General features: G+C 47.5%; 12 protein-coding genes. 7 read left to right on the forward strand and 5 right to left on the reverse strand.

The annotated features are described in order from the left end of the window. Nucleotides 1-94 precede the first annotated feature (94 nt). Together L5L94_RS20545 and L5L94_RS20550 are read left to right on the forward strand one after the other, a co-directional pair. Complete coding sequence (locus tag L5L94_RS20545; RefSeq protein WP_028759298.1) at nucleotides 95-472, forward strand: DUF4144 family protein; 378 nt, start codon at nucleotides 95-97, stop codon at nucleotides 470-472. Between the two features lie 231 nt (nucleotides 473-703). Then, nucleotides 704-1,846, forward strand: a complete 1,143-nt coding sequence (locus L5L94_RS20550; RefSeq protein ID WP_263164841.1) for a site-2 protease family protein — start codon at nucleotides 704-706, stop codon at nucleotides 1,844-1,846. A gap of 114 nt (nucleotides 1,847-1,960) precedes the next feature. Here L5L94_RS20550 and L5L94_RS20555 read toward each other — a convergent pair whose 3' ends face one another. The 4 genes from L5L94_RS20555 to L5L94_RS20570 form a co-directional block, all read right to left on the reverse strand. Next, nucleotides 1,961-3,424 (reverse strand): efflux transporter outer membrane subunit, encoded by a 1,464-nt coding sequence (locus tag L5L94_RS20555; RefSeq protein ID WP_263164842.1) that lies wholly within the window; start codon nucleotides 3,422-3,424, stop codon nucleotides 1,961-1,963. Between the two features lie 7 nt (nucleotides 3,425-3,431). Then, the gene (locus L5L94_RS20560; RefSeq protein WP_105251489.1) at nucleotides 3,432-5,465 is read right to left on the reverse strand and encodes a MacB family efflux pump subunit; all 2,034 of its coding nucleotides are present in this window, start codon (nucleotides 5,463-5,465) and stop codon (nucleotides 3,432-3,434) included. Between the two features lie 2 nt (nucleotides 5,466-5,467). After that, nucleotides 5,468-6,700, reverse strand: coding sequence for an efflux RND transporter periplasmic adaptor subunit (locus tag L5L94_RS20565; RefSeq protein WP_263164845.1), 1,233 nt, complete (start codon nucleotides 6,698-6,700; stop codon nucleotides 5,468-5,470). A 467-nt stretch (nucleotides 6,701-7,167) separates the two neighbouring features. Continuing rightward, complete coding sequence (locus L5L94_RS20570; RefSeq protein ID WP_113941541.1) at nucleotides 7,168-7,947, reverse strand: TOBE domain-containing protein; 780 nt, start codon at nucleotides 7,945-7,947, stop codon at nucleotides 7,168-7,170. A 205-nt stretch (nucleotides 7,948-8,152) separates the two neighbouring features. Here L5L94_RS20570 and modA point away from each other — a divergent pair, with 205 nt between their 5' ends. The 4 genes from modA to L5L94_RS20590 all read left to right on the forward strand — a co-directional run bounded on the left by modA (nucleotide 8,153) and on the right by L5L94_RS20590 (nucleotide 12,298). Next, entirely contained in the window at nucleotides 8,153-8,944 is a 792-nt protein-coding gene (gene modA, locus L5L94_RS20575; RefSeq protein ID WP_263164846.1) for a molybdate ABC transporter substrate-binding protein, read from the forward strand. Nucleotides 8,945-8,960: 16 nt separating this feature from the next. Next, the gene (modB, locus tag L5L94_RS20580; protein WP_263164898.1) at nucleotides 8,961-9,698 is read left to right on the forward strand and encodes a molybdate ABC transporter permease subunit; all 738 of its coding nucleotides are present in this window, start codon (nucleotides 8,961-8,963) and stop codon (nucleotides 9,696-9,698) included. Further along, entirely contained in the window at nucleotides 9,692-10,777 is a 1,086-nt protein-coding gene (modC, locus tag L5L94_RS20585) for a molybdenum ABC transporter ATP-binding protein ModC (RefSeq protein ID WP_263164848.1), read from the forward strand. The genes modB and modC overlap by 7 nt, the downstream gene beginning before the upstream one ends. A gap of 237 nt (nucleotides 10,778-11,014) precedes the next feature. Continuing rightward, a complete protein-coding gene (locus L5L94_RS20590; protein ID WP_263164850.1) occupies nucleotides 11,015-12,298 on the forward strand; it encodes a tyrosine-type recombinase/integrase in 1,284 nt (427 codons plus the stop codon). On the opposite strand, the gene L5L94_RS20595 is transcribed toward L5L94_RS20590, so the two are convergent. After that, nucleotides 12,295-12,540, reverse strand: coding sequence for a helix-turn-helix domain-containing protein (locus L5L94_RS20595; protein WP_263164851.1), 246 nt, complete (start codon nucleotides 12,538-12,540; stop codon nucleotides 12,295-12,297). The genes L5L94_RS20590 and L5L94_RS20595 overlap by 4 nt on opposite strands. A gap of 167 nt (nucleotides 12,541-12,707) precedes the next feature. On the opposite strand from L5L94_RS20595, the gene L5L94_RS20600 reads away from it, so the two are divergent. Beyond that, entirely contained in the window at nucleotides 12,708-14,009 is a 1,302-nt protein-coding gene (locus L5L94_RS20600) for a DUF2628 domain-containing protein (protein ID WP_263164853.1), read from the forward strand. The last annotated feature ends 12 nt before the right edge of the window (nucleotides 14,010-14,021 follow it).

Genomic DNA, 14,021 nt, shown 5'->3' on the forward strand with positions numbered 1-14,021 from the left:
TCACCTTCTTGCTAAATCCTAATCCTTGTCTACTGCCGCCGATTGATCTCAGAGAATACCTCAGAGCCCATTTTAAACTTCCTAAGGATCTGAAATGACTAGCGTTAAGATGTCGAGTATTGAATGGCCAGCGATTGTAAAACTGACTCAAAATGACGAATTACTTTACCTAGAACATCAAAGAGATTGGCTCGAACTGGCCTGTCTCTATCAGCATCACTTCATCGAAACCGATCAATTATTAGACTCCAAAGGGCAGCGGTACCTTATCAGTGCCTGTCCACAAAAAATCCATGAAGATCCTGTTGGCGAATTACCTCGATTACTGCGCCAAAAACAGGATTTGCCACTCAATGAATTTATCAAATGGGTTCAAAATCATGCCCAAGCACTAGGACAATGTTGTGTCGCTAAACTGGCTTTCACGACAATTGCCCAAGGCATTGAAATTGTTCGTACCCTCGATGAATAAACAGCAAGCACATGATAAGCCATAATAAATGGCTATCAATAACTCAGTTAATCAATAAAAAACAATATGACCTTAAAAGCTAATATCCTCATAATCAATTCACAGGCATAATTTGCCACGGTGTAACAGCGCTAAGCCAGACGGTAAAGCGCTTAAGATGCACTCCCAAATAACCGTTTTCTGCGTCGACTCAAGGGATGACGTTTAAGTTGGCACTAAATATACAAACAGATGGAACCGAAATTGGAACTACTTAAGATTGACTGCTTAGGCAAACAACTGCGCTTAGAAGGCTCGCTCGCGGGCTGGCAACAACTCTACTGGGACAACACCTTAGTCTCACAAAAAGAAGCTTCCGTCGATAATGGCGGCCTTAAAGTCCATGTCTTTGAGCTCACCCACCACAGCAGCCCATTGGTGACAGAAAGTGGTGAGCAAGCCATCGCCATGACAGAAGCTAAAATCCAAGTTCGCCTCGAAACCGATCTCGTTTGGCAGCCTTTCCGCCTCGATTACTGCTTGCTGATGGATGACAAAATTATCGACCAAGGGCGACGGACAGAGAAAGATATCGAACGCCAAACACCAGAAACGCCCATCGTTAAGCAGCAAAAAATCAGCATGATAGGACTCGCCTCCCTCGGCTTTAAGCTGTTAAAGAGCGCTAAAGTCATAAAGGTAGTGTTAGCGGGCGCCAGTGTTGCCGCTTATTCTTGGCTATTTTCCTTCCAATTCGCCCTCGCACTTATCGCCTGTTTGGTATTTCACGAATATGGCCATATTCGCGCAATGAAATATTTTGGGATGAAGACCAAAGGGATTTACCTTATTCCCTTTATGGGCGGACTCGCGCTCTCCGATGAGAAAATTAATACGCGTTGGCAAGATGTGGTGATTTCTATCATGGGACCGACCTTTGGGCTCTTGATGTCCATCGCTTCCTTGATTGCTTACCACGCAACGGGCAATGTGTTTTTTGCTGGCCTTGCCGCCTTTAATGCGCTGCTTAACCTATTTAATTTATTGCCTATTCTGCCACTCGATGGCGGCCATATTTTAAAGAGCATCAGCTTTTCGATGAACAGCATTATGGGCTTGGTCGCCTGCGCCGCTGGTGCCGCTTTTGGTGTGTATATCAGCTACACCTTAGGCTTAGCGCTATTGGGCTTCTTGCTGTTGATCGGTAGCTTAGAAATCATCTTCGAGTGGCGCACTCGCCATCAAAGCCACCTGCTGCCATTAGACAGATACGGGCAAATCTTCTCGGTTATTTGGTACTTGCTCACGGTTGGTGCCTTAGTCGGCATCATCTGGCACTTAGCGGAAACGGGCGATGATATGCTCAGCTTGCCGCTGCAAATATTACGCAGCTAATCCGCTTAACGGCTAAGCACAGATTCAAACACTCACCCTGAGCAATATAAAAAACCGCTATTAATAGCGGTTTTTTATTTTTCTGTCGCGCTGTGATGCTTTTACAAAAATGCGCTATTCCTTTGCCAAAGGAGGGGCGATATCGCTGCCACCAAGGGCTTGATAAAGCGTCGCTTGGGCGGTGAGTTGGTTATAGCGATTCTCGAGTAAAGCCGCCTCGGCGCTGCGACGATTCTCTTGGGCATCAATCCAATTCTGAATACCGATAGCGCCATTGCGGTACTGGCTCTCATAAATGGCTTCAACGGCCGCCGCTGCGCTAAATTGCTGTGCCAACTTCTCCCCTTGATAACGATATTGCTGCTTAGCCGAAATCGCGTTATCGACATCCTCAAAGGCGGAATAAAGCGTCTTGCGATAATTCACCACTGCGGTTTGATAATCGATATCGGCAATGTCATTATTAATTTGCATTTGATTCCACTGCAAAAAGGGCAAGACTAGCCCTGCGCCTAAACTGCCAACGGGATTGCGTAACAACTCTTTTAACTCAGAGGTCGACTCCCCAACACCGCCGGTTAAACTCAGGCTTGGGAAATAACTCGCATAGGTCGCATCTTTACTCGCCAAGGCGGAGCGCAGTTGATACAAGGAGGCCTTCACATCTGGCCGTCTCACTAATAAATCTGCGGGTACACCCACGCTAACGTCCGGCACTGCTACGTCGGGGAGTTGCTTAATCTCAACCCAAGTTCCCCCTGAAGCTAAACTCTGCACTGGATCAGCGGCTGGCGCTTGATTGAGTAATATCGCGAGGGCGTTTTTAGCCACAGTTAATTGCTGAATAAGCTGGCTATGGGCGGCCTCTTGTCCCGCCATACTGCGCTGAGCTTCAAGCACATTCACTTGCGTCACGGCCCCAGAATCATACTGCCTTTGGGTTAATGCCAGCGTTTGCTGACTGTACTCGATACTCTTTTGGCTTAAATCAATCCGTTGATTTAAATAACCTATCTGCCAATACAAGGATGCGGTGGTCGCCACTAGGCTTTGGGTGGTACTTTCCCTATCTTCGGCGCTCGCCAGCGCCGCCCATTGAGCTTGGTCGATATTGGCCGACACTTTGCCCCACAAGTCCACCTCATAACTCACGGACAATTTTGCTTGATAACTCTGAGTCGCATCGCCACCCTCAAGTGGCTGATTACGGGAAGCGTCAAGGTTTGCCGATAACTGTGGGTATAGATCATCCCGCGTGAGTCCTGCCTGCAAGCGTGCCTTACGCAGCGTTAAGGTCGCTATGGTTAAGTCATTGTTAGTGCTCAATACTTGGCTGACCAGCTTATCGAGCTCGGGCTGATGAAACTGCTGCCACCAAGGATCAACTCTCACTTGCTCGTTCACTGTGGTGTTTTGCCACTGTTCGGGAATAGCCAATGCAGGCGGTTCAAAGTCTGAACGCATAACACTGCCACAACCACTCAGTAGTGCTATGCACAGAGCTGATCCCAAAGCCGTGCAAACAGCAATAGTACTGCTACGAGGCGAAAATGGTTGATTAAATATTTTAGTATTCATGGTGTTATTACTCTCTGGCTAGTGCATCAACGGGATCTAACTGCGCCGCATTGCGGGCGGGTAAGAAACCAAATAGCACACCAATTAAGGTCGAGCAGGCAAAGGCAGCAACGATGGAGGTGGTGGAATAAATCATTTGGAAACTGCCCCCCGTTTGAGCAAACACCACGCCAATTAAGTAGGACAAGGCGATGCCTAAGGTGCCCCCACACAAACACACTAAAATGGCTTCGATAAGGAACTGGCGCAAAATATCGCTCTGGCGCGCACCCACCGCCATACGAACACCGATTTCACGGGTTCGCTCAGTCACAGACACTAACATAATGTTCATCACCCCAATTCCGCCAACGACAAGGGAAATCACCGCGATAGCCGAGATTAGTAAGGTCATGGTCGCAGTGGTTTTTTCGATGTTCTGCCTAATGGTATCGGTATTAATGGTGAAGAAATCTTGCGTGCCGTGGCGCATTTTAAGCAGCGCGATAATGCCCTGCTCCGCCGCGTTACTCGGCACAGTTTCATCGAGTCGAACGGTAATACCATCCAAATAATTTTTACCCACCATACGGCCAGAAACTGTGGTGTAAGGCACCCATACATTAAGCGCATCGCTGTTACCAAAAGCACTTTCTTTGGGTTGAGTCACACCTATGATACGTACGGGTAAATCTCCAAGGAAAATCACTTGCCCTATCGCCGAGTTATTGTCGGCAGCGCTGTTAGGGAAAAGCTCCTTACGGGTGTTGTCATCAATCACCGCATCTTGGGCGAGCGATGCGACACTGGCATCATCCCAAAATTGGCCCTGCGCTAACTCGTACCCTCTTACACGGAAAAACTCAGGTCCCACACCATTCACCGATGCCGATACCGCTTTATTACCAAAACGAACCGTTGCAGTAGAGCCAATGCTTGGCGTCACGCTATCAACATAGGGCAGATTTTTAAGGGCATTGGCGTCCGTAGCGGTTAAGGTGCGCACCCGCGCCGAGCGTCTATCGCCAAAACCAGAACCGGGGCGAATATCAATCGTGTTAGTCCCCATCGAACTGATACTTTTGAGGATGGCCTGCTGCGAGCCTTCACCTAAGGCCACCACAGAAACCACAGAGGCGATACCGATAATAATCCCGAGCATAGTCAAGAAGGTACGTAACCTGTGGGTCGACATCGCCACCAGCGCCATTTTAAGCGCTTCGACATATCTGTCCCACGAAGCCACCCGCGCACGCGAGCTGTCTTTTGCTGCCACTGCACCGCTAGGATTTTGTGGCGCCATATTTTGTAACGTTGAGCTTTGCGACGTCGAAGTTTGTGACGTCGAGCTTTGTGGCTTAGCCGTTTGTTTATCCTGACTGCGCTCATCGCTGATGATCACGCCGTCTTTGATTTCGATAATGCGGTCGGCATATTGGGCCACGTGCATATCGTGGGTCACGATAATGATGGTATGACCGTCGCTGTGAAGCTCCTGCAACAACTGCATCATTTCTTCGCCGCTGTGACTATCCAATGCACCCGTCGGCTCATCGGCAAGGATCACATCGCCGCCATTCATCAAAGCGCGCGCCACACTGACCCGCTGCTGCTGTCCGCCACTGAGCTGATTGGGTTTATGGTCAAGCCTGTCGCCAAGGCCTAAACGCGTTAACAAATGCTCGGCCCTGTCTTTACGAACCGTGCGTTCTTTACCCGCATACACAGCAGGCACTTCGACGTTGCCTATGGCGGTCAAATCACCCAGTAAATGATAACGCTGAAAGATAAAACCAAAGTGCTCGCGGCGCAGCTGCGCTAACTCATCAACGTCCATAGTCGAGGTATCTTGGCCGTTGATAAAATACGCGCCCTTTGACGGCTTATCTAAACAACCAAGAATGTTCATTAGGGTCGATTTACCCGAGCCAGAAGCACCTACTATCGCCACCATCTCGCCACGGCCAATCGACAAGTTCACATCTTTCAGCACAGTGAGTTGCTGCTCACCCGCCTGAAAAGTGCGATAACAACCTGAAATTTCAAGTAATGCCGTTGTCACTGTTAAAACCTCACGCTAGGTGAGCGACGTAATTTACTGCTGCCATCATCGGAAGACGGCATGCCAAGCACAACCTGATCGCCTTCCTTCAAACCCGCGGTGATTTCAGCATTGATTTTGTTGTTAATCCCCACAGTGACATCCACATATTGCACTTGGTTATCAACTAACACAGGCACTTGATATTGCGGGCCGCTGCGGGCTTTACGCTCGACAGACTTAGCCTCTGGCACCGCGGATTTCTCCCTCGGCTTTATACGCAATATCTGCGCAGGCACTAATAGCGCATCATCGGCCTTAGCTAACACTATGGACACCTGCGCCGTCATGCCGATACGCAAGGTGCGGTCAGGGTTTTCTACATCAAACAGACCATGGTAATAAATAGCGTCTGAGTCGCTAGAGCTCATATTGCTATCGTCGCCATCCATCGAAATCGGCCCAGGCTCAATCGCCCTCAAAACGCCACGGTAGGGATGATTCGGTTTTCCAAGGACAGTGAAATACACGGCTTGACCCGGATGGACATTGACAACATCGGCTTCGGAAATCTGCGCTTTAACTGTCATGGTATCCAGCTGCGCCATTTCAACTATGGTCGGTGTTGTTTGATTAGCGTTAACGGTTTGCCCCACTTCTACCGCGGAATACACCACAGTGCCATCCATCGGCGCAGTAATTTTGGTATAACCTAAATCGATTCTGGCACTGTCGACGTTAATCTCAGCCTGTTGTTTTTGCGCTTCTAATTGCTCAAGCTCGGCTTGATAAACCGTTAGATTAGCATCGGCCACTTCATAATCGGCACGAGAACTGGCCTTATCGGCAAGCATTTGCTGCTGGCGGCTAAATTCCAACTTAGCTTGGCGGATCTGCGCCTGTTTGGCGCGGAACTGAGCATTGATACTCTTGAGTGATGCGAGGGCATCCTTCAAATTATTCTGCTGCGCTAAGCTATCAATCTGAGCAATCAAATCGCCTTTCTTTACTTCATCACCCAGTGCCAGCGGCAAACTTAAGATTTGCCCCGATACCTGTGCGCCTACACTCACCAGTTTGGATGCCTGCAACATGCCATTGGCAAGTACTGAGTTTTCGATATCGCCACGGCGCACCGCTTCAGTTACATAGGTAGGTGCTGTTTCAGGCTTATGCCACATAAAATAAGCACCGCCACTCAGGAGGATTAAGCCGCTTAACGCGAGCAGCAATTTACGCTTTGAGGATTTTTTCATCGGTATTGTCGTGTCCATCAATGCTAAAGACAGCAAGCATTCATCTTGCTAAGGAACTGAAATTGTTCCAACAGTATATAGAGTTAGCCAAAGACAGTAGACGAAGGAAGTGTCGTTAACAGGTAAAGATTTGCAAATATCTGTGTAGAAATTGACAAGGAAAGCACGATTGAGTGGTGCTTAGACTGCCATGCCAATTTAGTGCGATACCAAATCGTCAGGTGATAAATTGTTGTTGTCTACATTCTATGACTATGCCACTTGTGGTAGTTCAGCCATTCAAACGAATCTAGATACAGACTTCATTTGATTTTTTCAATAAAAATCAACGTCGTGGGGTGAAGCCTTATGACTTTGATGTCGATTTAAATACAAAAACGACCAACCCGCTACGAAACATTCACGCCAATTACTGGCCATTCTCAGTGAATAACCCAATGATTAATCGAATCAATCACTAAATTCGACTAATTCATGCTGGCGAGGATCACCTGCGTGGCATCAAAACAGGCAAAACATGGCTCGCCGACAGCCAAACTCTGCATTTGGGTGAGTGGCATCACCGAATAGATGATGTCTTTGCCATCAATATCTATGGCTAATTCGGTCTTATCGCCAAGTTCAGTCACGCTCAGCAAACGACCGCTTAGGCAATTTTGCCCATCCACTTCACAGGCATGAGTCGTCGCCAGTACAGCGGGGGCTTTAAACAGTAACAACACAGATTTATCCAGGGCTAACTGCAAGCGTTCGCGGCTCGAATGGGTCACTGAAATCTGAATCTGTTGTCCGCCCGCTAAGGTCACGCTGATTTTGTCATTTAATCCAAATGAATCAATGCTATTGATACGCCCCGTCAACTGATTGCGGGCGCTGGTGTTGAGAGAGAAATGCGCCATCACATCCAATAAACTGTGCATATCGACGGACTCATCGAGCAAGGCAGCCAAAGCCATTTCTTGTACTTGGGAGGTGATGGAATACACCTTAAGCAACCGTTCGCCAAATTCGGTGAGTTTAGCGCCGCCACCGCCTTTGCCGCCCTTTTCGCTACACACTACGGGTTCGGGCATGGCGGTGTTCATCTCATTGATCGCGTCCCACGCCGCTTTATAACTGATCCCCGCAAGCTTGGCGCCTTGGCTGATCGAGCCTGTGTTGGCAACCTGCTCAAGCAGGCTTATCCGCCTAGGATTGGCGAAGGGCTTATCCCCGAGGGAAAGCGTAAGTAATGCATGTAAATCCATCGTTTATCCAGCACCCAAGTCTGACTTGAGTCCTATTGTCCTTCATCGTCTTGAGGATACCAATAAGATTACCGAGATATTTCAGCGGATGAATGCCATTAATCAGCAAGAAACCGCACACAGATCACTAATTGATTGCTTAAGGCTTGAATGATCGATGTATAGATTGGTATATAACGATCTCTTTTTATCACGGAGGAACACAATGAAATCCATTTACCTTAAGCAATTACTGCGTTTTACCACGGCTTCATTATTCACAATGGTACTGACATCTAGCCCAATTTTTGCGGCAGACAATGAGCAAGTGACTGTTTTTGCAGCGGCATCGCTCACCAATGCCCTTAACGAAATCGGCCAGCAATATGAAAAAGAACACAATACTAAGGTGATATTCTCCTTCGCCTCTTCCTCAACACTGGCAAAACAAGTTGCCAATGGTGCGCCCGCCGATCTGTTTGTCTCGGCGAATCAAAAGTGGATGGATTATCTAGTCGATGCTAAAGCGGTCGATGTTAACAGCCGTAAAACCTTGCTAAAAAATAACTTAGTTTTAATTGCCGAGAAAAATAGTCCCATCACAGAAGTCGTGCTCAATGGCGATTGGGATATTAAAGCCGCATTAAAAGGCAGTCGTATGGCTGTTGGCGATCCAGATCATGTGCCCGCTGGACAATATGCCAAGCAAGCCCTCGAAAACCTCAAGCTATGGCAAGCCGCTGAGCCTTTACTCGCCCGTGCTAACAATGTCCGTGCCGCCCTCGCTTTGGTTGAACAGGGTGAAGCGCCGCTTGGCATAGTGTATTCAACCGATGCAAAAGTCGCCCAAAAGATCAAAATCATTGGCACCTTCCCAGAAACGAGTTACAGCCCAATTGAATACCCTGTCGCCTTAGTCAAACAAGAATCGACCGCAAGCGCCAAAGCGTTCAATGAGTATCTGCAGGGCCCAAGTGCAAAAAATGTGTTTGAGAAATATGGCTTTGGAGTGAATTAGGGTGCTGAGTGGTTCTTTGTTAAGCAGCTCATTTTTAAGCGGCTCTCTGCTAAGTGGCTCTCTTTTAAGCGACTATGAAATTGCCGCACTGCTGCTCAGTTTAAAGGTGTCATCCGTTGCCGTTATCGCCAGTTTACCCTTGGGCATTTTATGCGCTTGGTTGCTGGCAAGAGTCGAGTTTCCTGGCAAGGCCATATTCGACAGTGTGCTCCATCTACCATTGGTGTTACCGCCCGTGGTAGTGGGTTACCTCTTGCTGATCAGCATGGGCCGCCAAGGTTTTATCGGCCAGTGGTTATTTAATTGGTTTGGCATCAGTTTTAGCTTTAGTTGGCGCGGTGCGGCCCTCGCGGCGGCGATTGTGTCATTCCCGCTGATGGTCAGAGCCATACGCCAATCCTTTGAAACAGTTGATATTCGACTCGAGCAGGCCGCACGCACTTTAGGTAGCAGTCGATGGCGGGTATTTCTCACCATCACACTGCCGCTCACCTCTCCGGGGATAGTGTCAGGCATGATTATCGCCTTTGCTCGCAGCCTAGGGGAATTTGGCTCGACTATTACCTTCGTTTCTAATATTCCCGGTGAAACTCGTACAATTCCGCTCGCCATGTACTCTTTTATTGAAACCCCAGGGGCCGAATATCAGGCCATGCGTCTATGCATTATCTCGATAGTGATCGCACTAGCATCTTTACTCGCCTCTCAATGGCTGAGTAAAAAAGCCCTGCAGAGGACGGCAAGCGTATGTTAACAATCAATATTGAAAAACGACTCGGACAACTGCAACTGAAAGTCGATACCCAATTGCCATTGCAAGGCGTGACAGCCGTTTTTGGCCGCTCGGGTGCGGGTAAGACCTCGCTCGTGAACCTACTTGGCGGGCTTTCGACCCCAGATAGCGGTGAAATCCGCCTCGGCGACAAACTGCTTTATCAACAAGGCAAAGTGAACCTACCCCCAGAGAAGCGCCAAATTGGCTATGTATTTCAAGAAGCACGACTGTTCCCGCACTATAGCGTGAAGGGCAATCTCAACTATGGTATGCGTAAAGCTAACCCAGTCTTGTTCGATAGAATTGTGCAACTACTAGGGATTGAAAAACTCCTCAGTCGTTATCCCAGCACGCTATCGGGCGGTGAAAAACAACGGGTTGCCATTGGCCGTGCCCTGCTGACATCACCTAACATGCTACTGATGGATGAGCCGCTGGCATCACTCGATTTACCCCGTAAACGCGAGTTGCTGCCCTACCTGCAAACCTTATCGCAGGAACTAAAACTGCCAATAGTGTATGTGAGTCACAGCCTAGATGAGATCTTACAACTGGCGGATTATATGCTGGTGCTGCATCAGGGGAAATTGATTGCCCAAGGCGCCTTAAGTGAAGTGTGGAATAGCGAGCAGATGCGCCCTTGGGTGCCATTGCAGGAACTCAGCTCACTCCTCAGTGCAAAGGTCGCCGACAGACATCCCGACTACCCCATGACGCGACTCGTGATGGATGATGGAAACTATTTGTGGGTAAATGGCTACCTAGCTGAAACGGCAAAGAAACTCAAAGTGCGTATTCAGGCAAATCATGTCTCGGTTTGCACTGAGATCCCCAAAGGATCGAGTATCCGCAACCTGCTAAAGGGAGAAATTAAAGAGTTATACCCCAGTGATAACGGCGAGCACATCCAATTAAAAATCGCCCTAGGCCATGATGAACTTTGGGCCAACATCACCCCTTGGGCCTGCGACGAACTGCAACTCACTCATGGAAAAGCCATTTATGCACAAATCAAAGGCGTGACTATGACGCAAATGGATATCGCCGAATCCCACTAGCTCAACCTAGAGCACCGAGCGAAAACCAAATTTCAGGCACAAAAAAACCGACTCTGGGTCGGTTTTAGTTCCTTCATCAGAAGGATTTGGTACCAGTGGCCAGACTCGAACTGGCACGCTTTTAAGGGCGGGGGATTTTGAATAGAAAGCTTGTAATATCACTATTATTTTTCATATAGTTACGATATAAAGTACAAACTTTGCAAATTCTTTGCAAACCCACATCAGACGCAGACTATGAGCAAACAGGTTGAACGACACGATATTTCCGACGAATTATACATCTACCTGCAAGACAATAGCGAACGTTGGTATGCTCGCATTAAAGTCGCAGGTAAGTGGCACGCCAAAGCCACCAAGCAGAAAGAAAAAGAGAAAGCCATTGGTATGGCCTATCGGATTCAAATGGAATTCCAGTTCATGGCCGACCGTAATCTGCTGGTGAGCTCCAAACGCTTTCGTGATGTGGCTGAAAAAGCCATTAGCGCTATGGAAGAAGCGCTCGATAACGAGACAGCCCCACTTAACTACAAGACCTATATTCAGGTATTACGTAAGTACCATATCCCCTTTTTCGACCGCACTTACATTACCTCGATTGATAGTGAGAAGCTGCGTGAGTTTGATAAATGGCGTATTGAACAATTTGATAGAGTCCCAGCCAAATCGACACTGTTAAACCACAATGCCGCTATGCAGTTAGTGTTTAAAGAAGCGGTTGACCATAAATGGATGTTAGCGGCTCAAGTGCCCTCTTTATCAACCAAAGGGGCAGAGTCACAGCGTCGAGCACATTTTTCACCAGAGGAATACAACAAAGCATTCGATACCGTATACCAGCTTAAGCAAAACAGCCGTAAGGAGAAAACCCGCCAAATTCGTGAGTTACTGATGGACTATATCGAGTTTGCGGTGAATACGGGTATTCGACCAGGAACGGAAATGGAAAGCCTGACATGGGGTGACATCCACATCGATACCAATGAGCACAACATTATCTTCTATATCACTGTGACCAAGGGGAAAACAGTCAAGCACACTGGCACCCGAGAAGTGGTTTGCCGAGATGAAATCTTCTCCAGCGTTCAAGAGTTACGAGAGCGATTCCCAAACAGAAAGCCCTCTGACAAACTGTTTCGCTTAGCTGATGGTTCAACCACCAATGAACTCGGTAAAGCCTTTGAAAAAGCCATATCCGAAGCAGGTTTAAAGTCATCCCCCCATGGCGTTAGAACACTTTACTCATTACGCCATACCTACATTACGTGGCAACTGATGTCAGGCAACGTCAGCATGGAAGTGTTAGCTAAACAATGTGGCACCAGCATTGCCATGATTGAACAGCACTACAGCCATGTGACGCCGAAGATGTACAGTAAAGAGCTGTCGGGCGTTGACCTAGGCAAAGCTAAATCCAAAGTAAGAGCCAAAAGAGCGTCTGGTAGTAAGCAGAATGAAGCAAGACTGACTGAGCTGTTTAAAGAGTGGCAAGCCAGCTACAAACAGCGAGGCTGTATTTAAGATTTAGGTAACACCTGACCTTTTAGTGATGTTCGACTCGGCAGCAACTCATGTGGCTCACAGTCGAGCACCTCAGCAATCTTGTACAACATATCGAGCGTGATGTTCGCCTCAGCTCGTTCTATTCGGCCGATATAACTGCGGTCAATCTCTGCACGTAACGCCAATTCATCTTGAGACAAGCCTTTGTGCTTTCTCATTTTACGCATCGCATGACCAAATTCAGTCGCTAATGTTTTCATAGTGTCTCCTTCGTCACAAGGCAACCACTATGGGAATTTGCTTACCAACTAACCACGGATTATAATCCGCATTTAGTGCATATAATCCTCATTTAAACCCTTGAGCAAACATAGGTCTACTTGACCTAGTAAAGCCTATAGCTCAACCCGTATTACAAGGAAAGGTAATGAACTCCTACAACGTCATTTTTAAAGGTGAGATAGCAGAAGGAAAAGATCGCCATAAGCTGAGTCAAGCACTGGCAAAGTTTCTGAAAGTCCCCGAGGAAAAAGCACATCTGTTGTTCTCAGGTAATCCGATATGCATTAAGAAAGCTCTGAGCGAAAGTGAAGCTAACGCACTAAAAGCCAAGCTGAACGCTGTGGGTATCATTACCTACATCAAGCCCGTAGCAACTCAAGCCGCAATGGCAACCCCTGTAGCCACCGCCCCTGTTACACCAAAACAAGTAGCGAAGCCATCGATTGAAGCTAAGCCTGCAACAGCCACTAAACCGACAGTGAAATCTTATGATGATTTAAGTAAAGGCTGGCAAAAGGTGTTTGCTGAATTTGACCTAAGACAAGCTGACAAGTTGGGCTATTTTGCTTCAGCAAAAAGTCCTGCACATACCTCAAGGCCTAAAAAGGAGCAAATAAAGGGGCAGAATGTGGTTAACATGAATGCACTCGCATTCGTGTTTGGCACGGGGTACTACTTCGCTAAGGGCATGTGGAAGAAAGGCATTTATCTGTTTCTCATGCTAATGCTGCTGAACCTGATAATCATAGCAGTTGCATCACTCATTACTGACAAGAACCTGAGCAAGCTTCCTTTTATCATCAATTCTATTGTCTTTAGTCTTACGGCTAATTATGACTATTACCGTTATTACAAGCTCGGTGAAACTATATGGCCTTGGATGCCAAAGTGGATGACGGGTTGGTTAGGTATCATATCCTCTGCGGTTGTTACGTTTGTTGCGTTCCTTATCGTCTTAATCATTCTCGGCATTCGTTTCGGTGAACCATTAAATATTCTCTATGTAAAAGAGGGGTTCCTCGAAGACTACAAGCAAACCAACATAGGTCAGGCGTTTGATAAATGGTCGCCTTGCGCCAACACGGCTTGGGTAGAGCAAGAAGCCAACAATGGCATTACCACAGTGGTATATACCTGCAATATGAAGCTGAAACACTTCAAGCAAATGGGTCAAAAAGCCTCTGAAGCGGTAACTGGAAAAGTCGATGAAGCCTTTATCTCTCAGGTCACACACGCATCATTGACGATTCAGTTCCTCATCAATCTCGACGATACCTTTGAAGTGAATACCGCAAGGTGGCAACTGTCATTGGGAGAAGGTAAAGAGTACACCCCGTATATCACCGCCAACAATGCCCTAGATGACATCTACAGTAACTCACTCAACAAGGCTATCGGCGAAATATTCACACCAGAAAACATCCTCCTCAATCAAGTAACGAAGTAATCATCACAACCA

This window comes from Shewanella sp. SM21, assembly GCF_025654335.1.
Classification (GTDB): Bacteria; Pseudomonadota; Gammaproteobacteria; order Enterobacterales; family Shewanellaceae; genus Shewanella; species Shewanella oncorhynchi.

Excerpts from the sequence above, each read along its gene's own strand:
- L5L94_RS20545 (WP_028759298.1), top strand. The coding sequence starts at position 95 with ATGACTAGCGTTAAGATGTCGAGTATTGAATGGCCAGCGATTGTAAAA.
- L5L94_RS20550 (WP_263164841.1), top strand. The coding sequence starts at position 704 with ATGGAACCGAAATTGGAACTACTTAAGATTGACTGCTTAGGCAAACAA.
- L5L94_RS20555 (WP_263164842.1), bottom strand. The coding sequence starts at position 3,424 with ATGAATACTAAAATATTTAATCAACCATTTTCGCCTCGTAGCAGTACT.
- L5L94_RS20565 (WP_263164845.1), bottom strand. The coding sequence starts at position 6,700 with ATGAAAAAATCCTCAAAGCGTAAATTGCTGCTCGCGTTAAGCGGCTTA.
- L5L94_RS20570 (WP_113941541.1), bottom strand. The coding sequence starts at position 7,947 with ATGGATTTACATGCATTACTTACGCTTTCCCTCGGGGATAAGCCCTTC.
- modA (WP_263164846.1), top strand. The coding sequence starts at position 8,153 with ATGAAATCCATTTACCTTAAGCAATTACTGCGTTTTACCACGGCTTCA.
- modC (WP_263164848.1), top strand. The coding sequence starts at position 9,692 with ATGTTAACAATCAATATTGAAAAACGACTCGGACAACTGCAACTGAAA.
- L5L94_RS20590 (WP_263164850.1), top strand. The coding sequence starts at position 11,015 with ATGAGCAAACAGGTTGAACGACACGATATTTCCGACGAATTATACATC.
- L5L94_RS20595 (WP_263164851.1), bottom strand. The coding sequence starts at position 12,540 with ATGAAAACATTAGCGACTGAATTTGGTCATGCGATGCGTAAAATGAGA.
- L5L94_RS20600 (WP_263164853.1), top strand. The coding sequence starts at position 12,708 with ATGAACTCCTACAACGTCATTTTTAAAGGTGAGATAGCAGAAGGAAAA.